This window comes from Exiguobacterium sp. s11 (assembly GCF_018619015.1).
Lineage (GTDB): Bacteria > Bacillota > Bacilli > Exiguobacteriales > Exiguobacteriaceae > Exiguobacterium_A > Exiguobacterium_A indicum.
In genome coordinates this window covers 1,139,162-1,161,334 of the sequence record NZ_JACSNF010000001.1, presented here as the reverse complement: position 1 = coordinate 1,161,334, position 22,173 = coordinate 1,139,162, and the positions used below count along the sequence as shown (strand labels likewise).

The following is a 22,173-nucleotide window of genomic DNA, read 5'->3' as shown; positions in this document are numbered from 1 at the left end:
CGATAGGCTTATGGATTCGTAGGAGACGGAGAGGACTCAGGTGTTGGATCCTCCTCGTGCCCCGTCTCGACTTCAAGATCATTCGTTTCGATATCGTGCTCCGTCAATTCTGTGCTTGCGACTACCGCGTAGGCATCGTCAGCAGAATGACTTGTGTCGGGTTCTGATGAAAGGACGTCTTCTTGTTCTTCGACCGAATGTTCGTCAGATACGGTTTCGTCTAACTGGAATTCCAATGTGAGCGCATGGAGATCACCTGCGATGTGAGCGAGGTGAGCCGCTGCCGTCGTCACGGATTCAAGTGTTGCGTTCGTTTCTTGAATACTTGCAGCACTTGTCTCAAGACCTGCTGCATTCTCTTCCGTTAAAGCAAGAATGGTTCCCATGGCATCGGATACTTCTTCCGTAGCAAGCGTCAGCGCCTCGATGTCACCAGTCAATACTTCTGTTCGATTCGAGACATGATGTACGGATCCTGCGATGCGCTCGAAGTCATCGCCTGTCGTTTTGACAGACTCAAGAGACAGCTTCAAATCACTCATGACATGGTGCATCGCACTCATGGCAGTATGTGTTTCTTGTTGAATATTATCGAGGAGCTGTTTGATTTGTTTAGCGGATTCGTCGCTCTCCTCGGCCAGTTTTCTTACCTCGCTCGCGACGACAGCAAATCCACGTCCTTGTTCACCGACACGTGCGGCTTCGATTGCTGCGTTGAGGGCGAGTAAATTCGTCTGACTCGAGATGGCTTGCAGCGTTCCAAGAATCTTTCCGATCTCATCAGAACGTTTGCCTAAGAAATCAGAAGTGTTCTCGATTTCTTTTTCCAATGAGTCCGAATGGCTCAATAGATCAGAAATCGTCTGTTTCGTCACGTCACTTCCTCGTGTCGCAGCGGAAGCGACGGAAGCGACTTCAGAAAGTGTCGTGGACGCGACCTGTTGCATTGCTGTAGAACGTTCCTTGACACCGTATACAGCATGGGAAGAACGTTCGGCTTGTTTCGTTTGAGTTTCACCAGCAGCAGCGATTTCTTCCATTGTCTGTCCGATATGACGTGAAGCCTTTTGTACATGAGTCGCATTGTTTGAGAGCTCTTCTGACGCATCGCGAACGGTCGTAGCGGATGTAGTCATCGCTAGAATCGTTTGTCGCAGGCGCGCGCGCATCGCGTCGAAATTTGCACTGAGGTCTGTTAATTCATCCCGGATGAATCGTTTAGGACGATGCTGTGTTCGCAAATCACCTGATGCGATTGCTAATGCTTCACGACGGAGCATCGACAGCGGGCGATTTATCGAACGCCCGATCAACCAAGCGATCAATGTCGCGAGGGCGATCGCAACGACGAAATTGATCAATGACTGATTGAGCATGGCTTCTTTAGGCGCATACAAGGAAGCGTAATCCAGTACGACGGCTAGTTTGAATCCTGTTTTCGAAGAAGTTTGCCAAATGACGACCGATTTTTTTCCGGCGACGTCCATGATCTTCGTACCGGATTCTTGTTCTAACATGGACTTTGGAGCAGAGAAATATGCTTTTCCGTCTTCACGTAGTTGATTGATTTTTTTGAAGAAATAATTTCGGTTCGGGTGCGTGACGACCTTACCGTCTTGTGTGTAGCTGAAAACAAATCCTTTTTGTCCGATTTCAATCCGTTTCATATCTTCAGCAAGACGATTGATGCTTTTATAAACAGACAATACACCTTTGATGTTCGCTTGAGCATCTAGTGTCGCCTTAGAGAAACCGATGATGGATAATTTCGTCGCGCTATCATAGTAAGGCTCGCTCATGGCGACAGTGCTTGAATTCTCCAGCGCTTGTTTATACCAAATCTCTTTTCGAGGATCGTATCCAGGTGCGACGTCTTGTTTTGGCCAGTTAAGATAGCCGCCTTTCGTATCAGCGTATTGGATAAATGAATTTTCGATTTTTGAGGAGCCATATTTCTCAAGGACATTATAGATATCTGTTGCTTTTTGAGAAGGAGCCTCCGAAGCATCGGGTTGTTTGGTTGTATCTATGTAGTTCGGTAGAATACCGTCTTCACGGTTGGAAGGGAGTCCGGCAAGGAGTGTTGTATCTTTTTTAGTATCATCGATGATGCGGGAAAACGATTGTTCGAGTTGCTTTAAAGCAGTTTGGGATGTCGAGTCGACCAGTTGATCGACAGTTCGGCTTGTTTGGTCATACGAAAACCAAGTGGAAACACCGAGAGTAAGAGCAGGCAACAAAATAAGCCCGATGAACAAACGACGGGTGATCGGGAGGCGCATGATGAATTCTCCTATCCTAAATAGTCTTTAAAATCTGTCTATTCTGACTATCGGAAGGGTACGGATAAATATGAAGGAATTATGTAGAGATTTTCATCATTTGAGAAATGAATCCAGTGAGGCTTCGTGATAAAATGAAGAAGGTGTCACAGAGTGGCTAGGGAGGAACAGAAATGAACATTGCTTTTTTCTTACTACCAAAAGATGAGGTGAAATATTTAGATCCTGAATCGACGGTCAGACAGGCATTAGAAAAGATGAAACATCATCGATTTACGTCCGTTCCGCTCGTCGATAATAAAGGTAAATACGCAGGGACATTAACGGAAGGGGATGTCTTGTGGGCGCTCGAGGCTAATCTAGAGCATGCAGACTACGATCACGTCTTGCAAACACGGTTAACGGATATTAAACAACGTGTTCGTTATAAACCAGTCTCGATTACTGCGCAAATGGAAGAGATGATTGAGGTCATCACGGACCAAAACTTCGTTCCTGTCATCGATGATGGAAAGCACTTTATCGGAATCATTCGTCGTCGGGATATCATCGATTATTTCGCGAAAAAAGTAGCGCGCGAAAATGTCAGTTACTAAAAAATATAAAACTAGTAAAGAAAGCACTTATTTTCACGAAATGTGAGAAGAAGTGCTTTTTATTGACTTAAATCGACTTCAACATACAGCAAAAAGAGACGATATAGAAGCATAATGACATTTTAGGGAGGACGATGTGTTGCGACGTTTATCACCAGTCTTCATCGAAGAAGCTTTTCGAAGACGATCCTACTATAAAACGTTCTCGTGGATGATTGCAGTCATCGGTCTACTTGCGATTATCGTTGCGTTACACCAATTGAACAAAACACTTGAAGAAGGAAAACGTTTCGAAGAGGCGGCAAAAGCGATTGACATCGTGATCCCAGCAAATCATGCAACTCAAGATTTAACATCTTATTATCTTGCTTCCTTAGAGAAACAGGTTGAAGAACCACAAGTAACAAAACAAGCAGAAACCTCCCTCTTCCACTTATATGAACAGCTAAAGGAAGAGCAAGCGACTGGCCCAGCACGTAAAGAGTTGTTGGAAGAACTCACGAAATTAGAGCGTCAAGGATACGAGTCCAATCATCGCTTTTTCACAGCCTCTACGAATTTTAAAAGTGAAGTGATTTTTAATCAACTCGTCTTAAGTAAAGAGACTGGTTCCTATTACGATGTGTTCTCGCATCTTATCATGATGGAAGAGCAACTTGGGAAATCGGCACAGATTCTACGAGAAGCACGTCGGGACAACGAAATTAGTTCGATTGATCGATTACGCATCCAACAAATGCGGATCGACTTGCCCATTCGACAACAATCGCTCATGAATGCCTTGTACGAGGTAGTTTCGTTACAAGACGATACAGGGCGCCAAGAAATTGCAAACATGAGAAGTCAGATGCGAAATTACACAGAAACGCTAGATGAACTGTTGAGTACATCAAACGATCAAAACTATGCGAAACTAGCTAATCAGTCTAAACAATATGAAACAAGCATGTACCAGATATATGATCAAAAGTTAAAACAGGTACAACAAGAAATGCAGCACCGAGGATCGCAGATCATTCAAAATGCTTGGTTGTTATTTGCAACAATCATTCTTGTCATTGCGGCATTATTAATATTGAATTGGTTATTATTACGTGCTTTTCGAAAAGATATTTCCTTACTACAAAACGAAGCGAATACGTTTGCTGAGGATCGACGGCAATCTGGGTATCATGTACACGAAAGAAATGACTTCAAACCAGTCGTTCAAGCCTTTCGGACGATGACAGCAATCATAGCTGGATTACTCGATCATAGTGATGCGAATACAAAAGAGATTAAGCAGAAGAAAGCCGAAATCGAATCTCTCTTTTCTCAAAATACAGATCCAATTCTTGCTTTATCGTCGGACTATACGATTTTAAATGGAAATGATCGTTTTCGACAGTTAACGCATGCCACTTCGGGTTGGACGATTGAAGAATTGGTGCATCCAGCTGATTTGAATCGAATGCGACGAGCACTTCAACAAGCGATCGAAGGGAACAGTCAGACGATTCGCTGTAAAATGTTATTTGACGAAGATATTTTAAATATGTTCGTCAACATCATTCACGTTCCGAACAAAGAGGATGAAACAGGTGTTGCCTTATATCTCTCTTGTCATGATGAGACAGATCAGTTTCGGCGAGAAGAACGCATTACACAACTTGCGCTTTTTGATATGTTGACGGGGTTACTGAACCGAAATGGATTTGAACAAAAGATGCAGGATGCACTGAGAGCACCACAAACAGGCGAGCTCGTCACTATCAGCATTCGTCAATTCCGTCGAATCAATGATATTTACGGTCATGGGGCAGGAGATCAGATTTTAAAGGATCTCGCGAATCGACTGAAGCATCATTTCATCGGAACGGGACAAGCAGCACGTATTGGTGGAGATGAATTCGCTGTATTAGTCGCGCAACAGGATATCGTTGATTACGAGAAATTAAAGCAAGTCATCGAACATGTTTATGAAATTAACGGAGAATTCGTGAACGTCAGCATCAGTATGAGTATGGTCCGCTATCCGGACGATGCAGTAGCTGTCACTTCGTTATTATCCTCTGTCGATATCGCGATGCAACATGCGAAACAACAGACAGAAGGTGGACCGGTCTGGTTCGAACCTTGGATGAGCGCGGAATATCTGGAATCGGTCGTATTGGAAGGGGAGTTACGGGATGCGATTGAAAAGAACGAGTTACAATTGTTCTACCAACCGCAAATCAACCTTGCGACACGGCAGGTGGATGGTTGTGAGGCGCTCTTGCGCTGGTTCCATCCAGAACGTGGCATGATCAGTCCGGCAGTCTTCATTCCGATTGCCGAGCGATCGATGCTCATCGAAGAAATTGGGATGTGGGTCGTCGCTGAAACGGTTCGCCAAGTAGAGGCGTGGAAAGAAACGGAGCTCGGATCGCTTCGCGTCTCTGCTAACTTATCCGTAAAAGAGCTCGTCTCTGGTCGGATTGTGGATTACCTGACGGGCGTCCGAGAAATTCATCCTGGAATTGAAGACCGGATGGAACTCGAAATCACGGAATCTTTCGGTGTCTTTTCGGACGGACGTGTCTTCGAGGCGCTTCAGACGTTACACCAAATGGGTTATCGTCTGGCGATCGATGACTTTGGTACTGGTTATTCGTCTTTGTCCTACTTGAGTCGATTGCCTATTCAGCGACTGAAAATCGATCGCTCGTTCATCAGCGGTCCGGATGCCTGTTCGAACGCACCGCTCATCGAGACGATCATTAAACTGGCGCATACATTGAAATATGATGTTGTCGCCGAAGGCATCGAGGAACTGGAGCAGGCGAATCATCTGCAACAGCTAGATTGCGAGTATGCACAGGGTTTTTATTATTCAAGACCAATCCCGGCAGACGAGTTCCGCGTCTGGTACGGAAAGTATCATGAAACGCTTTTATCTGAATGAATCACTAGTTACAGTCTAAAGATTGAGGTCTCTTAAAATAGAAAAGGTGAGTTTCCGGACGGAAACTCACCTTTTTCAATGGATAAATTGAGGAAATCGAATAATTAGACGCGATCGAGTACGAGGTCGTCCGCTTGTTCGAGATACGCTTTGACCGGTGCGACTGCTGCCTCGACCGTACCTGGTGCGAACGGAGACTTCAATCCAGCACGTTCGACGAGCGTAAGGAAGCTTTCCGAGCCGCCGGCACGACAAAGATCGAGATATGACTTCCAAGCCGCTTCCCGGTCTTGTTCCATCCATGCATAGAACTGGAAGGCACAGACTTGAGCGAGCGTGTAATCGATATAGTAGAACGGACTACCGAAGACGTGTCCTTGTTGATGCCACCATGCACCTGAATCGAGATAATCGTTCGCTTCGTAATCGCGATGCGGCAGGTATTTCTTCTCGATCGTCCGCCATGCTTCACGACGTTCTGCTGGTGTCAATTCCGGTTGGTTGTAGATGACGTGTTGGAACTCATCAATCGCAACGCCGTACGGAAGGAATGTGACGCTACCCGCGAGGTGATTGAATTTGTATTTCGCTGTCTCTTCACCGAAGAACTCTTCCATCCACGGATAAGCGAAGAATTCCATCGACATCGAGTGGATCTCACACGCTTCATACGTCGGGAAAGCACTCTCTGGAGCTGTCAGGTGACGGCTCTCATAAACCTGGAACGCATGACCGACTTCGTGCGTCAGGACATCGATGTCGCCTGCCGTTCCATTGAAGTTCGAGAAGATGAACGGGAGTTTTTCGTCTGCGATGTAGGTACAATACCCACCGCCGGCTTTCCCAGGCTTCGCTGTTAAATCGAGTGCTTCCCGGTCGAGCATGTAGTTGAAGAACTCGTTCGTCTCCGGTGACATCTCTGCGTACATCTTTTTGCCACCTTCAATGATGAACGACTCTTCGCCTTTCGGTGTCGCATTACCAGACTTGAAGGCAAATCCTTCATCGTAGTAGTACAAGTGATCGACACCGATGCGTCGTTGCTGGCGTTCTTTAAGTTGTGTCGCGAGCGGAACGATCGTCTCACGGATTTGTTCGCGGTACTGTTCGACCATCGATTGGTTATAATCGACGCGGAGCATCCGTGCGTATCCGAGCTCGACGAACGATGGAAAACCAAGTGTCTTCGCGATGTCTGTCCGGATGCGAACGAGTTTGTCGTAGATCGTATCGATTGCTTCACCATGCTCGTTTAAGTAGCCATAGCGTGCTTCAGAAGCTGCTTTACGGACATCACGATCAGGTGATTGAAGATATGGACCGAACTGCGATAAGTTCAACGTCTTGCCATCGAACTCGATTTGAGCAGAAGACATCAGTTTCGTATATTCACTCGAGAGACGGTTCTCTTCTTGGAGTTTCGGAATGATCTCTTCCGAGAACGTCTTCAGGCTCGCTTCCGCAATCAGGAATAACTGTTTGCCGTGCGTCTGTTCGAGTTCACTGCGGAGTGGATGCGTCGTCAACGCTTGATAATAGCTTGAGACATATCCTTGATAGATCGCACTCGCTTCATCAAAGAATCCTTGTTCCGTTTCGTAGAACGTATCGCGTGTATCGATCGTGTGACGGATCTCGACGAGCTGGCTTGCCGTTTCAAATTGATTTCTGAGGGTATTAATCTCAGTGATGGCTGCGTTTGCTTCATCTACCTGTGTGGCTTCCGTCAGTCGAGCAATCGCTTGATTCATTGATGTTTCAAGCAAGGCAAGGTCAGGACGGACATATGTAATTTCTGAAAATGGTAACATGTAAGCGCCTCCTTATGATTTCTAACTATTATCACACAAAAATACTTGCAAAACCAGAGGGACAAACGTATGCTTTTTGTGAGAACGTGAGCGAGCTGTCTGACAGCTTACTCCTATAAAAAATCGAAACTTCCATTCGGAAGAAAAACGATCGAGAAAGTAGAGGGATAGTATCATGGGATTCTTAAAAAAATTGTTTGGTGGTAACGACGCAGGAAACGCGAAAATCGCTTCTGCACTTACAGGTAAAATCGTCAACATCGAGAACGTACCCGATCAAGTTTTCTCTCAAAAAATGATGGGCGACGGTGTCGCAATCGAACCGACTGAAGGTAAAGTCGTCTCGCCGATCAACGCAACGGTTGAAACGATCTTCCCAACGAAACACGCAATCGGTCTAAAAGGTGAAGATGGTCTTGAACTTTTGATCCACGTTGGTCTTGATACAGTTAACCTTAAAGGTGAAGGCTTCACGGCTCACGTCCAGTCAGGTGACAAAGTCAAAGCAGGAGACGTCCTCGTCGAGTTCGACCTTGACTACATCCGTGCGAATGCACCATCGACGATCACACCGATCATCGTGACGAACCACGATCAATTCACGCTTTCAGCTGTACCAGCTGAAGGAACTTCTGTTGTCGCAGGCGACACAGAGCTCTTCAAAGCAACACATAAATAAGATACGACACGCCTCCATTCCTTGCGGATGGGGGCTTTTTTGTCGTCTCCTCCCGTGCCTTACCGTTTTGTAAGAGAAGTGAAAGCAAAGTCCATTTTGAGAAAAGTATGGAAGGACTAGACTGAGTGTAACGAATCAAACACAGGAGGCATTACAGATGAAAGCAATCTTACAAGCAGAACAGATTTCAAAAACGTATCAAACGAAGACAGCGCGCCACGAAGCACTGCGTCCGACGACGCTCCGTGTTCACGAAGGAGAGTTCGTCAGTATCATGGGTCCATCCGGTGCCGGGAAATCGACGTTACTCAATTTATTATCGACGATCGATCAGCCGACGGACGGATCGATTTTAATCAACGGAGCAGACGTGACGGCGATGAAGGAAAAACAATTAGCACGTTTCCGCCGGGAACAACTCGGCTTCATCTTCCAGGATTTCAATCTCCTCGATACGATGACGGTCCGGGAAAACATCGCCTTACCGCTATCACTCGCGAACGTCGATAAAAAGATGATCTTAGAACGTGTCGATCGTGTGGCACGTCAACTCGGTATCTATGACTTACTCGATAAACGTCCCGTTGAACTATCGGGCGGACAAAAACAACGGACAGCTGCCGCTCGCGCCATCATTCATGATCCGTCGCTCATTTTAGCCGACGAGCCGACAGGTGCGCTGGATTCGAAGTCAGCGACCGGGTTACTCGAAGCGATGCAGTCGCTCAACAACGAAGGCGCGACGATTTTAATGGTAACGCATGATCCGATGACAGCGTCTTATGCGGAACGAATTTTGTTCGTCAAGGACGGAGAGCTGTTCAAGGAAGTCCATCGCTTTGGTTCGCAGAAGGAATTCTTCGAACAGATCATGGAAGTCCAGCGTGAACTCGGAGGTGCCGTCCGTGAGCTTGTCTAAACTGGCGTTTCAAAATTTGAAGAACATCCGTCAAAACGTGATGTACCTCGGTGCGGTCACGTTTGCGATTCTCATTTACTACACGTTCCTCGCGATTCGATCGAATGAAGCGATGCTTCAGGCGAACGAATTGTACGGCAAACTGGGAACGGTCTTTACGGGAGCAAGTGTCATTCTAGCGCTTTTCTCTGCTATCTTCATCTGGTATTCAAGTGACTTCTTCTTACGTCGTCGTAAGAAGGAAATCGGGCTTTATGCATTACTCGGTTTAGAACGAGGGCAGATTGCTCGCCTGATTTTCCTTGAGACGATGGGGTACGGAGTGATTGGTCTGATCCTCGGAATTGCGATCGGTACCGTCGCTTCGAAATACTTCGTGCAGTTGCTCGCTTCCGTCATGGCGATGCAAGTCGATGCGACCTTTACGATCAGCGGAGCTTCCGTCTTGCAGACGATCGGTGTTTTCCTTTTAATCTTTCTGATCATCGCTTTACGTTCGGCTCGAACGATTTATCGTTTTACATTAATCGAACTGTTCAAGGCAGAACAACAAGCGGAATCGCTTCCGAAAGTCCATCCGATCCTAGCCGTGCTTTCGGTCGTCTTGATCGGTGTTGGGTACTATTTGACCGGACAACCGTTGATGGATCACTTTACGATCGTTGCCCCACTCTTGATGCTCTGCGTCATTCTCGGAACGTTCGGAACGATGAGTTACTTCACGATCTTCTTATTGCGCGTCTTAAGTAACCAAGCGCGACACTTCAAAGGAACGAATTTGATTCTGCACGGGCAATTGTTGTCACGAATCAAATCGAATGCCGTCATGCTGTCGACGATCACAGTCATCACTGCCGTCACATTGACGACAGTCGGTACAGCGACATCGATTTATTATTTCATCGATCAGACCGTCGAGGAGCAAGTTCCGTACAGTCTATCGATTGCGAGTAAACAATCTGAAGCGGAACAACTGATTGCAAAGTCTGACCAAAAGATCGACAGCCGGACGATGGTCAACGTCAAGAACGTCGACCATCAGATGACCGATCTGCCGAACCCGCTGACGTTCACGCGCTACTACGCGACGTATGCGTATGAAGACCAGCCGGGACAATTCAGCTACGTCAACTATTCGGACTACGTCAAGCTCGCGAAAGCGAACGGGAAAACGGTCATCAAAGAACCGAAACAAGGCGAAGCAATCGTCCTTGAGACATTCAAAGGAAACGATTTGTTGAAGATGAAAGTCAAATCGCCGGTCGGTGTTGAAATCAAGGACGTTCATGAGTCCTTTCGCATCACCGCTGCGACGAATCTACCAATCGCTCAACTTTATGAGAAACAGCGTCTCGCCTTCGTCGTAAACGATGATGCGTTCGCGAAGATGCCGGAAAAAGGCTTCACGCTGACGAATTATCAGTTCTCAGATGAACGTCATGACGATGGATTGATGAAACAGTTGACACAACTATATGGAAAACAAGCGGACACGGAGATGGCGGCGTACTATCCTGTCTATACGATGACGACGGCAACGACAGGCTTACTCGCGTTTGCTGCCGGCTTCCTTGGTCTCGTCTTCTTGCTTGCGACGGGTTCAATCATCTACTTCAAGATGCTCGCGGAAGCAGAAGAATCGAAACAACGGTTTGCCATCATCCAGAAAATCGGTGTCGATGAGAAAGAACAGACGGGCATCATCCGTCGCCTTGTCGGATTCGTCTTCTCCTTACCGTACGCGCTCGGACTTGTTCATAGTTTAGTTGCGATGCAAGTCTTGCAGAAACTGTTGAACTACAACATCGTTCGTCCGACATTACTTGCGATTGTTTGTTATACGATCGTCTATCTGATCTACTATATCGTCACGGTCCGTGCGTACCGCCGCATCGTCACGTGATGAACTAAATAGGGGTACACAGAACTGGAAACGGAATAATCGTTTCCAGTCCTTTTTGAGTTCGTTATGATAAAGGGAGAAGGAGTTGATAGGAACGATGCATACGATTTTATTAGTCGAAGATGACATGAAGATTGCCACATTATTGAAAGAACTACTCGAACGCTATGATTTTAGAGTCGTCGTTGAAGATGGACGAGGAGATGTCGTCGCCGTCTATGAAGAGACGAATCCAGACGTCATTCTATTAGATGTCAATTTACCGAAGTTTGACGGTTTCTATTGGTGTCGACAATTGCGGATGAAGACACGGGCACCCATCCTGTTCATCTCAGCACGGGTCGGGGAGATGGATCAAGTCATGGCGCTTGAATACGGAGCGGATGATTACATCGTCAAGCCGTTCCAAGGAGCGGTCGTCATCGCGAAGATTAAAAGTCAGATTCGCCGGGCCTATGGCACGCTTTCAAACGAGACGGATGAGCGGACGGTGACGAAAGAAGGGGTCACGCTGTACTTAGACCGTTATATCGTCGAGTACGGGGAACAGTCGATCGAGCTGTCAAAAAAAGAGGGACTGATCCTTGAGATGTTGCTGACGGCAAGTCCACGAATCGTCAGTCGGGGCGATCTACTTGAACGGATTTGGGATGACGAAGCATTCGTCGATGAGAATACGTTGAACGTCAATATCACGCGTGTCCGCAAACGGCTTGCCGAAATCGGTGTCGCTGGACTTGAGACGGTGCGAGGTGTCGGTTATAAACTGGTTCTTGAACCATGAAGCTCTTTTTACGGAACGCGATACCAGGTATCATCTTCTTTACTGGACAAATGCTGATTTTATATGCCGTCTTATGGCTCTACGATCTTTATCGCCCAGCAGCCTTCTTTTATATCGTGCTCTTGAACAGTATCGGTCTCTTGATTTATCTCAGTTATCGTTTCTTCAGCATGCTTCCGTTGCTGCGACGGATGCAACAGCCGGTCCAATCGGTCGCAGAACCGATTCGCAGTGATAGTGAAGAACCGATTTCCGTCGCTGTCGAACAATTTTTAGAACGGCAACAGACCTTGTTTCGAAACAGTCTGTTTGCTGAGCGACGGAAGGAAAAAGAGCGGCATCGGTATGTCGACCAGTGGATTCATCAAATGAAGACGCCGTTATCCGTCATCGAACTGATTCTCGAACATCCGGGGGAGCACTATCAAGCTGATTTGCGCCAAGAGGTCGATCGGCTGCGCAGTGGACTCGACCAGATGCTCTATTCGTCACGTCTAGAAGCGATCGAGACGGATCTGAAGGCAGAGCAGTTATCCTTAAAGCCACTTATTACCGGTATCATTAATCAGGAAAAACGACTATTCGTCAAAAATCAGGTTTTTCCGAAACTCGATATCGCGGAGGATATGTACGTCTATACGGATGCGAAGTGGTTTCGATTCCTCGTCTTACAGCTTGTGACGAATGCGATTAAATATACGACAGGGCATGGTAGAGAAGTCGTCTTGAAGGCGGAGGAGATAAATGGGCAGGTCGTTTTGTCGATTCGAGACGACGGCGTCGGGATTCCAAGACGAGATGTCCCACGCGTCTTTAATGCGTTCTTTACCGGTGAGAATGGACGACGTTACGGGGAATCGACCGGAATGGGACTGTATTTCGTCCAGCAGGTCTCGATGAAACTCGGACACGAGATTGAACTTGAGAGCGAGGAAGGCATCGGGACGACATGTCGGATTCGTTTAGTAGGAGGTCGCGCACATGATTGAGGTGAAACAATTAGGAAAGGTCTATCCCGGAAAGGTGACGGAACAGCCGTTGACGGATGTGAACTTCCGAGTTGAAGAAGGCGAGATGGTCGCAGTCATGGGACCGTCCGGTAGTGGCAAATCGACCCTGATCAACTTGCTTGCGACACTCGACGAGCCAAGTTGGGGATCGATTCTGATTGATGGCGTCGATACAGCGACGTTTAAGCGAAAAGAGATGACACGCTTCCGACGCGAGACACTTGGGATCATCTTTCAGGAATTCAACTTACTCGACTCCTTGACGCTCGGTGAGAACATGCTCGTTCCATTGATGTTGTCTGGGAAAAAAGCAAAACTGGCGCGTGAAGAGATGGAGCAGTTGGCTCGTCGCCTTCAGATTGATGATTTGCTCGATAAGCAGGTGGACGAAGTAAGTGGTGGACAACGGCAGCGAACAGCGATCGGTCGCGCCTTGATTCATACGCCGCGTCTGATACTTGCGGACGAACCGACCGGAGCGCTTGATTTTCAAGCGACAAAACATGTCATGGATGTATTAGCAGAACTGAACGCGACGGGGATGACGATGGTCATCGTGACGCATGATCCGCAAGTCGCTTCGTATTGTAATCATGTCTTGTTTTTAAAGGACGGTAGCGTGCAAACCGAGTTATTCCGTGATGAGCCACGACGGATCTTCTTTCAACGTGTCATTGAGTCGTTATCGTTGTTAGGAGGGGATGAGCATCAATTATCTGCAATACGCCCTACGTAATATCCGGCGCTACCAGCGGTTGTACTATGGGTATGCCTTGACGATCATCATCGCGATGACGATCGTGACGAGTTACTGGAACTTGCTGACGAACGGATCGTTTCAAAACGTCGCCAAGATACTCAGCCAATTGAACCAAGTCATCGAGATGACGATCTTGTTCGTCTTCATCGCAGAACTGATCATCCTATTTTTTAGTATCCTGTTCATCTATTCGACGACATACACGATGCTTGAGCACCGGAAGAACGATCTCCGGACGATGCGGACGCTCGGTAGTGGATTATCGCACTTCTTGAAGTATTTTTTGATTGAGGTTCTGATCGTTGGCGGATTAGCGATCACGGCAGGGATGATACTTGGAAATGTCTTGACGAAGATGCTGTTACTTTCTGTCGTCAAAATCATGTTCTTGCCACCGATCGAGTTTGAGCTGTCGTTTTATGCGATTCTTGCCTTGATTGGTGGCGCCTTCCTTGTTTTACTGATCGCGACCGTTCTGGCGATTTACCGTTTTCGTCCGGATCGACCGGTCCGTTCCCGTTCACTTTTTCGAAGAAGAGTTTGGATTCTGACACAAGTCCTCGCTTTATTGCTCTTGATTTACGGATATGTCCTTGCGTTCGTTCGAATGTATGGATTTTATATGTTATTCCCGCTTGTCATCTTCATCGGTTCCTTTTTCATTTGCCGCTATATCTTACCGTGGTTGATCCAGCTATATCGTCCATGTCGGTTGTCTCTTCGGAAACTGATCGTTTCGGAGATCGCCAATCAGTTACGAACGAATAGTACGCTGATTGCCCTCGGGACGATCTTGACGTCATGTGCGCTGACGGCAGTCGGACTTGTCTTCTTGTTTCAATTGATCGGACTCGATCTCTCGTCCCAAAATCAATTTGGTCTCGTCTATTATGAAGAATCCGCTCAGCCGACGAAGCGATTGAAGGATATTAAACAGACGATGACGGACGCATTTCCGGATCGCTATCAGCAAGATATTGAAGTGAAGGCAGAAGGGAAGCGTATCTTTTTACCGATTTCTGCCTACAACAAGATGATGCGTCAATTGCACCTTGAGGAGCGGAAGGCGACCGGTCGACAGAGTTTCTTCGTACCCGCGCGACCGGTGCAACTCGAAGAGAATACACCAACGATGAAGAAGGCAGAACAGGCGATGAAACGAGAAGGGTTTAAGCTGCTCTCGCCGTCTTCCCATGATTTAGTGTTTGGCTATAACTATCAGATCGAGACGATATTCGTCGTCAGCGATGCTGTCTTCCCGACACTTAAAAAACCTGTTCGGCAAATCGTCGTCTTCGATACGCCGGCGTATCATGATTATGGAACGAGGGACTGGAAGCAGTGGATGAAGATCGTTCGCAATATTCAATCCGCAGCCAAGCTGGATGAGAAGCAACCGGTTCCCTATCAGTTGATCAATGAGACGGAAGATGAGATCGACGGAATCCGGATCGTACGACTCGTCACGTTCGTCGTCATCCTTCTGACGATCTGGTTGTTCGTCATCAATGCGAGTTTCCTGCATGTATGGATGCAGATGACGGCGGAACAGGAACAAAAACGGATGAAGACATTGTTTGCGCTCGGATTTGGATCCGGAAACATCCGTCGCTACTTGCTTATGAAATATGGTGCGGTCTTACTCATTCCGTATCTGATTTCCGTTTTTCATGCCTTTTTGTTGTTCCAAGTCGTCGTGACACAGGCGGGACTGGAGATGAAACCTTTTCTTAATCTCACTGTGTTTTGGATCAGTATCGTCACCGTTGGATACTTCTTAAGTGTCTTACCGATTTGGCTACGGTACCCGCGCCATCTGTTCCGGAAATCATCTGAAAGTTCGATGTATCCAACACCAAATTCAAGGGTATGATGATACCATAGGAACAAGGGAGGGAAACGTATGCTAGACCATTCACCATATCGAGGTTACGGTGACCGGATTCGTATTTTACGAGAGCGTGCCGGGATTACGATCGAACAGCTGGCAGAACGACTCGGTGTCGCACCGTACTTCATTCGTCGAACGGAACTTAGCGAAGTCTATCCAACAAAAGCGTACATCGAGGCACTGGCTGACGCTTTGAACATCGATGCGAGTTACTTGGCTCGTCACATCTGGACAGGAGAATCATTGAAGTTCATCATGCAACAGAAGACGCCACTTGAAGAGATGAAACTTGCTTATGAGCAGACGCTCGGACAAGACGGGACATGGGTCGAAGAGCAGCTTGAAGAGCGAATGCGCCTGTTTGACCTGATGTACGACGAAGATGTCAAACGGATCGAGCAGACGATGAGCGCAACCGAGCAACGCATCTTTCATGAACTGGTCGATGCTGTGATGGAAGCAGGAGAGTTACGACGCGATCAAGCAGAAGAGACGTTTGAACTATTTGAGGATAAACTTCCAGCCATGATGCAACTCGACGAGTATCTCGACCGAATGACAGATGGTGTATCGTTAGCTCGTTCGACATATTACGCGGATTATAGTGACTGGAAAAGCCGTTCACGTTATCATCGAAAATAAAAAAGTCGCTGTCTTCTGATTGACGTTCAGAAGACAGCGACTTTTTTTAACGTGTATTGTTTTGTGACATCTGACGTAAACGTGGATTCTTAATACGTGTCCGACCGATGATGAATCCAATGATTGCATTCGCGATGACGAGTACCCAACCGACATAGCCGAAATTGAGGGTTAAGCTACCGAGCATCGCTTGCCATTTGAAAATCATCATCAAATCACCACGCAAGACGAAGCGTGCGATACAGACAAGTAAAACCGTCAATCCAGCGATGAAGACACCAACCCAGCTTCCGTATAAGCGAGAAGACTGACGGCGAACCGCAACGAAGGACCAGCAAAATAGACTGGCGACGAACGTCATCCCACCGTAAGCAAGGACGAGTTCCCATGTCGCACTCGCCTGCGGAAATTTCGTGAACATGACAAGTGACGAGACCATGGCAGCAGCTGTGAAAAGAATCGCTGCCCAAAAACGAGACCGCATAACGTAGTTCCTCCTAAAGGCTTTTTCTCACCTAACGATAGCGGAAACGATTCGTCTTGTAAACTGTTACCGGCGACCGCTTAAGATCCGGCGCAACTGTTTGAGTGGATTCGATCCATAGAACAGAACACCACCCCGGTAGAATTTCGTTCCGACGAATAAGGCAAGCGAGATGCTGATCAGCATCAAGATGAGCGAAATCGACACTTGCCATAGCGGTACATCGGTCAACATGACGCGCAGGAACATGACCATCGGTGTAAAGAACGGCACGAACGACAGGACGACGACAGCTTGGTTCGTCGGTGCATTCAGACTAAACATCGAAATCATGAAAGCTGCGACGATCAGCAAGATGACTGGTAACGTCACTTGCTGCGCATCCTCGACCCGGCTGACGAGTGAACCGAGTGCCGCGAGGAGCGTCGCATACAGGAAGTATCCGAGCAGGAAGAAGACGAACAGATAAATGATCGTCCGAGCACTCAAGGAATCGAGTGATAACTGATCGAATAAACTGCTGTTTTGAGCACTGTAGTAGCCGACACCGACGAGGATCGATAATTGTACGAGACTGACCGTCGCGATCGAGAGGATCTTCGCCAGCATATGTTGAATCGGACTCGCTGCTGAAATCAGTAACTCCATGACGCGTGATGATTTTTCGTTCGCGATTTCCGTGACGATCATCCCACCGTAAATCGCAATCGTGAAGTACATCAAGAACAGCAACACATAGACGAGCGCCGAGGCAGCAAAGAGTTCATCCTCACTTTTTCCACCCGTCGACGTCAACTCCTGTTTGACAGGAACAGGTTCAGCGAGCGAAGCAAGGACGTTCGGATCGATTTCAGCATCCGTGATGACGGCTTGGTCACGGACTTGTTTGACGACCGTTGCGACCTGTGTCTGTAATTCAGACTCAGGACTAGCACTGACGAGTGTCACGTCATACGAATCCTGAACGATTGCCACGGCATCGAATGTACCGCGGTCGACGGCCTTTCGTGCTTGTGCGACCGTATATTCCTTCGTCGTGATGTCTGAAGTGACACCAGCTTTCTTCAAGGCCGGACGAAGATCGGTCGATAGTTCGCTGACGAGAGCAACTTTCGGATCGTCACCCGAAAACCAGTCGAGAATCCGTTCGATATTGCCAAAGCCGACAAGGAACAGGACCATCAGGACCGTCGAAATCAAAAAGCTTTTAGCACGTAATTTTTGTAATAGATTGAAGCGATATAAAGTCAGGAATTTACGGTTCATAACGTTTGCCGACCTCCTCGATGAAGATATCCTGCAGGGATAACTGATCCCAGACGAAACGATCGACATGGTGTCCATGGCTGACGATATGTTGAAGAAGTTGATCAGCCGTTTCTTTTGAAGAGACTTGGACGATATGTCCATTATTGTCTGACTCGACTTGTAGAACACCTGGCAAGCTATCCCACAGGAGTGGCGGGGCATCTGTCGTCAAGAGGACACGTGTTTTTCCGTATCCCGCCTTGATGTCAGGGAGATAGCCAGCAACGACGGGTTTTCCGTGATCGAGGATCGCGACGTGTTCGCAGAGTTCTTCGACATGATCCATCCGGTGACTTGAGAAGACGATCGTCGTTCCGTCGACGGTTAACTTTTTGACAGCACGTTTTAATTGTTCCGCATTGACCGGGTCGAGTCCGCTGAATGGTTCATCTAAAATCAGCAGTTCAGGTTTATGTAGGACGGCAGAGATCAACTGAATCTTTTGTTGATTTCCTTTTGAGAGTTGTTCGACGCGCATTTTTTCATACTGCGGAATTTGGAAATACTCGAGCCATTCCGTCAACGCTCGTTTCGCATCCTTCCGTTTCATATCGCGGAGTTCTGCGAGGAACAAAAGTTGTTCGTCGACGCGGATTTTTGGATACAGACCTCGTTCTTCCGGAAGGTATCCGATCTTTGAAGTCGGGATGCGCTCTCCGTTCCAGGTGATTGAGCCTTCAGTTGGTTGCAGTAGACCGAGCAGCATCCGGAAGGTCGTCGTCTTCCCGGCACCGTTCGCACCAAGCAAACCAAAGATTTGCCCGCGTGGCACCTCAATCGTCAGAGCATCTACGGCTGTAAAATCGCCGAAACGCTTCGTGATGTGTTTGATTTCTAACATATGAACCTCCTTTAAAGACGTCTGTTGCACGACAAGTGTACCATTGTTACCTAGTGTCCTACGATTTAAATTGGATAAAGGTTCCAGAAAAAACGAGGAAAGGCTTATTAGTTTACTTTTTGTTCTTTAGTTACTATTATTGTGTTAATAGATACGACTGAAGGAGGAACGCATCATATGAAAACGCAAGGTATCCATCATATCTCAGCAATGGTCGGCGATCCACAAGAAAATCTCGATTTTTACGGAACCATTCTCGGACTACGATTCGTCAAAAAAACGGTCAACTTTGATGATCCAGGAACATACCACTTCTATTTTGGAAACGAATCCGGAGCACCGGGAACGATCATCACGTTCTTTCCGTTTAAAGGCATGGCAAAAGGGAAAGTCGGTGCCGGACAAGTCGGAACGACAGCGTACGCGATTCCGGTCGGTGCAGCAGATTTTTGGAAAGCGCGGCTGGCAGAAAAAAACGTCTCGTTTGTAGAAACGGTTCGTTTCGGAGAGCAGCAGATCGCCTTCGAAGATCCACATGGTCTCCAAATTGAACTCGTCGAACGCGAGGCGGGATCAGACAGTCGCTATGAAATCGATGGCATCACGCGTGAGGTTGCGATCAAAGGATTCGCCGGAGCGACGTTACTGTCGCGGGATCCATCAGACACAGCAAAATTACTGACAGACACATTCGGGCTGACACTTAGCAAACGGACGGAAACCGTTGACCGATATATCGCAGAAGGCGAGTTCGGGAATGTCGTTGACGTCGTTCATGGTCAAATGCCAGTCGGTCGTCCGGGAACGGGAACGGTTCACCATATCGCGTGGCGGGCAACGGATCAAAAGGAACAACTCGACTGGATGAACGCCATCAACGCGTTCGGTTTGCTGACGACTGAAGTGAAGGACCGCAATTACTTCACATCAATCTATTTCCATGACCGCGGTCGGATCCTCCATGAAATTGCGACCGACAATCCAGGATTCGCAATCGATGAAGAGTTTGAGATGCTCGGAGAAGACTTGAAGTTGCCGGAACAATTCGAAGCACATCGCACGGCGATCACAAATCATGTAACACCTATTACTGTACCGAAGGGGAGACTCGTATGATTCATTTATACCAAGCACCAAAAACAGCAGACGCACCGATCTTTTTATTCTTACATGGCACAGGTGGAACGGAACAAGATCTCGTCGGACTCGTCTCGTTGCTCGATTCGGAAGCGGGCTACTTGTCCGTCCGCGGAGAAGTCTCGGAAAACGGGATGCCACGATTCTTCAAACGACTCGCGGAAGGCATCTTCGATGAAGAAGACCTCGCTTTACGGACAGCACGTTTAATTCAGTTTTTACGTGATCAAGCAGCAGAGCGTAGTTTTGATCTCGATCGTCTGATTCCGGTCGGATACTCGAACGGGGCGAACATCGCGGCGAACATGTTGTTCGAAGAAGCTTTGTTCAAACAAGCGATTCTGTTGCATCCGATGGTACCACGTCGTGGTGTGACGTTACCTGACCTATCGGACGTGCGCGTCTTCATCGGTGCAGGTAGTAATGATCCGATCTGTCCGGCTCAGGAAACGGAAGAGTTATCAGCACTCTTGAAACAAGCTGGTGCATCAGTCGACGTCACGTGGTCGAATTATGGTCACCAACTCGTCATGCCAACGATTGAAGCAGCAACGGATTGGCTGAAATAGTAAAAAAAAGGGCTGTCCCATCTTCTTCTTTCATAGAAGATGATGGGGCAGTCCTCTTTTCGTTTCAAGCAGGATGATCACTTTTTGGTCGAGAATAGACGATGAGCACACCACGTTCGACGAGCTGGAGGGCGAGCGTCTGCTTCACTTCTTCCGATGCTTTCGTCTTGGCAAGTTGTCGGTATAGCAAGCGAAGTTCACGGCGCATCGTCTTACGGATCAGCCACATGCTATCAATCGTCGTACACCAACCGGTCACGGTCTCGTGTCCGATGTAATACTGGGTCTGACGTTCGAGATAACGAATCCACCACTCGTCACGCGCCATTTTTAGTACGATACCTGTGAGGCCAAGTACAAGGATGGCGAGGGGAATGCTTTCATATAAAGGAAGACGACTAATAACGGTACCAACATTCGTGACGAGGGCAAGCATCCCCCATCCTATGCATCCGATGACAAGCCAATATCCAAAGTTGAGAGTACTTCGATGTCGTAACGTCACTTTCGGCGTAAGCAATGAAGTGGCCATCAGAAACACCTCCTTGTTAAATAATCGAATTTTCTGACAATTTGTAGTTGTCCTTTTACTATAGTTACTTTTTCCCGAATCGTCTAGTCATTAGACATGGAAAATGTGTTTCTTTCTTGACGAAATTCGTGTACGCTAAATGTAGAAGTGAGCGGTTACATAAAGGGGGATATAAAGAAATGATGGATCAAGTGATTTGGATTGCTGTCGGTATCGTTGCCGTTGCGGTTTTCTCAGCATCGAGTGTCGCAGCGTACATGGGTGTCAAGAACCAAGAAGATTAAGAATCGAAAAACGGCTCATCCTGATCATCGGGATGAGCCGTTTTTTTGATGTGCCATCGATTATTTGTTTGCTGTTATATCTGCTTGCAATGCATAAGGTTTCAGGGCATCGCTCCAGCGTAGATAACCGCCACCGACGAGATGTAATCCATCATACGTCAAGCGATTCTGAAGATATCCTTGTTTATTCGTCAAGACAGGTCGTAAGTCGACGAATGGAACCTTAAGCGATTGAGCGAGATTTTGTAAATTCCGGTTCAACGCTTCGACATCACGGTTGATTCGGACGGAGTCTGAATACTTCGGTGCCACAGGAACGGTTGACTGAACGACGACGTCAATGTTATTTTTTCGAAGTGTCGTCACGATCGTCGTCATGTTCTCGGTAATTTGTGGAATCGGCGTATAGTGACGGATATCATTGATACCACCCATCAGGAAGACGCGTTTTGGTTTCATCTCGAGAATCAGGTCGAGACGAGTCAAAAAGCCTTCTGTCGTATCGCCAGGAATCCCGAAATTAATAATTGTCGGATCATCCATCAAGATGCGCCAATCGGCAAAATTTGTCATCGAGTCACCTAACATGACAGCGTTCGCTGATTTTGGGTATTGATAAGTATGGAATAGACTATTCAAACGGACATAGTTCGGATTCTTATCGTATTGGAATGTCGTGACTGGAGTCGTACTCGTTGCAGGTAAGACGCTTTCGAACAGTTCGAGCGGTTTACGTCCCAGTAACAATGCAAGGAGAACGACGTTCAAGACGATGGATAGAATCAGGAGTGTCTTTTTCATAAACATTCGTTCCTTTC

The 22,173-nt window shown here is 47.3% G+C and carries 19 protein-coding genes; 12 read left to right on the top strand and 7 right to left on the bottom strand.

Annotation, left to right across the window (positions count from 1 at the left end):
- Nucleotides 1-8: 8 nt before the first annotated feature.
- Entirely contained in the window at nt 9-2,282 is a 2,274-nt protein-coding gene (locus KNQ12_RS06250) for a methyl-accepting chemotaxis protein (protein ID WP_214746850.1), read from the bottom strand.
- A 173-nt stretch (nt 2,283-2,455) separates the two neighbouring features.
- On the opposite strand from KNQ12_RS06250, the gene KNQ12_RS06245 reads away from it, so the two are divergent.
- Entirely contained in the window at nt 2,456-2,878 is a 423-nt protein-coding gene (locus KNQ12_RS06245) for a CBS domain-containing protein (protein ID WP_023469329.1), read from the top strand.
- A gap of 136 nt (nt 2,879-3,014) precedes the next feature.
- The gene (locus tag KNQ12_RS06240) at nt 3,015-5,801 is read left to right on the top strand and encodes a putative bifunctional diguanylate cyclase/phosphodiesterase (RefSeq protein ID WP_214746846.1); all 2,787 of its coding nucleotides are present in this window, start codon (nt 3,015-3,017) and stop codon (nt 5,799-5,801) included.
- Between the two features lie 104 nt (nt 5,802-5,905).
- Here the strand turns inward: KNQ12_RS06240 and KNQ12_RS06235 are convergent, their stop codons facing one another.
- Complete coding sequence (locus KNQ12_RS06235; RefSeq protein ID WP_214746842.1) at nt 5,906-7,612, bottom strand: M3 family oligoendopeptidase; 1,707 nt, start codon at nt 7,610-7,612, stop codon at nt 5,906-5,908.
- 175 nt (nt 7,613-7,787) lie between these two features.
- Between KNQ12_RS06235 and KNQ12_RS06230 the strand changes: the two genes are divergently transcribed.
- The 8 genes from KNQ12_RS06230 (at nt 7,788) to KNQ12_RS06195 (ending at nt 16,200) form a co-directional block, all read left to right on the top strand.
- On the top strand, nt 7,788-8,291 hold the full coding sequence (locus KNQ12_RS06230; RefSeq protein WP_035396161.1) for a PTS sugar transporter subunit IIA: 504 nt from the start codon (nt 7,788-7,790) through the stop codon (nt 8,289-8,291).
- 157 nt (nt 8,292-8,448) lie between these two features.
- The gene (locus KNQ12_RS06225) at nt 8,449-9,210 is read left to right on the top strand and encodes an ABC transporter ATP-binding protein (RefSeq protein WP_035396163.1); all 762 of its coding nucleotides are present in this window, start codon (nt 8,449-8,451) and stop codon (nt 9,208-9,210) included.
- Nucleotides 9,197-11,113: an ABC transporter permease gene (locus tag KNQ12_RS06220; protein ID WP_214746839.1), complete on the top strand. Its 1,917-nt coding sequence runs from the start codon at nt 9,197-9,199 to the stop codon at nt 11,111-11,113. Before KNQ12_RS06225 ends, KNQ12_RS06220 begins: the two co-directional genes overlap by 14 nt.
- A 97-nt stretch (nt 11,114-11,210) precedes the next feature.
- Nucleotides 11,211-11,897 (top strand): response regulator transcription factor, encoded by a 687-nt coding sequence (locus tag KNQ12_RS06215; RefSeq protein WP_047393119.1) that lies wholly within the window; start codon nt 11,211-11,213, stop codon nt 11,895-11,897.
- A complete protein-coding gene (locus tag KNQ12_RS06210; RefSeq protein ID WP_214746836.1) occupies nt 11,894-12,886 on the top strand; it encodes a sensor histidine kinase in 993 nt (330 codons plus the stop codon). The genes KNQ12_RS06215 and KNQ12_RS06210 overlap by 4 nt, the downstream gene beginning before the upstream one ends.
- A complete protein-coding gene (locus tag KNQ12_RS06205) occupies nt 12,879-13,643 on the top strand; it encodes an ABC transporter ATP-binding protein (protein ID WP_023469321.1) in 765 nt (254 codons plus the stop codon). Before KNQ12_RS06210 ends, KNQ12_RS06205 begins: the two co-directional genes overlap by 8 nt.
- Nucleotides 13,609-15,540: an ABC transporter permease gene (locus KNQ12_RS06200; protein ID WP_214746833.1), complete on the top strand. Its 1,932-nt coding sequence runs from the start codon at nt 13,609-13,611 to the stop codon at nt 15,538-15,540. Before KNQ12_RS06205 ends, KNQ12_RS06200 begins: the two co-directional genes overlap by 35 nt.
- 30 nt (nt 15,541-15,570) lie before the next feature.
- Nucleotides 15,571-16,200, top strand: coding sequence for a helix-turn-helix domain-containing protein (locus KNQ12_RS06195; protein WP_214746831.1), 630 nt, complete (start codon nt 15,571-15,573; stop codon nt 16,198-16,200).
- A 46-nt stretch (nt 16,201-16,246) separates the two neighbouring features.
- Here KNQ12_RS06195 and KNQ12_RS06190 read toward each other — a convergent pair whose 3' ends face one another.
- From KNQ12_RS06190 to KNQ12_RS06180, 3 genes are all read right to left on the bottom strand, one after another.
- Nucleotides 16,247-16,684 (bottom strand): hypothetical protein, encoded by a 438-nt coding sequence (locus KNQ12_RS06190; protein WP_023469318.1) that lies wholly within the window; start codon nt 16,682-16,684, stop codon nt 16,247-16,249.
- Nucleotides 16,685-16,750: 66 nt separating this feature from the next.
- The gene (locus KNQ12_RS06185; RefSeq protein WP_023469317.1) at nt 16,751-17,950 is read right to left on the bottom strand and encodes an ABC transporter permease; all 1,200 of its coding nucleotides are present in this window, start codon (nt 17,948-17,950) and stop codon (nt 16,751-16,753) included.
- On the bottom strand, nt 17,940-18,833 hold the full coding sequence (locus KNQ12_RS06180) for an ABC transporter ATP-binding protein (RefSeq protein WP_214746829.1): 894 nt from the start codon (nt 18,831-18,833) through the stop codon (nt 17,940-17,942). Before KNQ12_RS06180 ends, KNQ12_RS06185 begins: the two co-directional genes overlap by 11 nt.
- A gap of 177 nt (nt 18,834-19,010) precedes the next feature.
- Here KNQ12_RS06180 and KNQ12_RS06175 point away from each other — a divergent pair, with 177 nt between their 5' ends.
- Both KNQ12_RS06175 and KNQ12_RS06170 read left to right on the top strand, forming a co-directional pair.
- Nucleotides 19,011-19,949 carry a VOC family protein gene (locus KNQ12_RS06175; RefSeq protein ID WP_214746827.1) on the top strand — a complete coding sequence of 313 codons (939 nt, stop codon included), beginning with the start codon at nt 19,011-19,013 and terminating at the stop codon, nt 19,947-19,949.
- A complete protein-coding gene (locus KNQ12_RS06170) occupies nt 19,946-20,539 on the top strand; it encodes an alpha/beta hydrolase (RefSeq protein WP_023469314.1) in 594 nt (197 codons plus the stop codon). Before KNQ12_RS06175 ends, KNQ12_RS06170 begins: the two co-directional genes overlap by 4 nt.
- Before the next feature lie 64 nt (nt 20,540-20,603).
- Here KNQ12_RS06170 and KNQ12_RS06165 read toward each other — a convergent pair whose 3' ends face one another.
- A complete protein-coding gene (locus KNQ12_RS06165) occupies nt 20,604-21,071 on the bottom strand; it encodes a hypothetical protein (RefSeq protein WP_214746825.1) in 468 nt (155 codons plus the stop codon).
- 344 nt (nt 21,072-21,415) lie between these two features.
- Complete coding sequence (locus KNQ12_RS06160; RefSeq protein ID WP_023469311.1) at nt 21,416-22,156, bottom strand: SGNH/GDSL hydrolase family protein; 741 nt, start codon at nt 22,154-22,156, stop codon at nt 21,416-21,418.
- Nucleotides 22,157-22,173 lie beyond the last annotated feature (17 nt).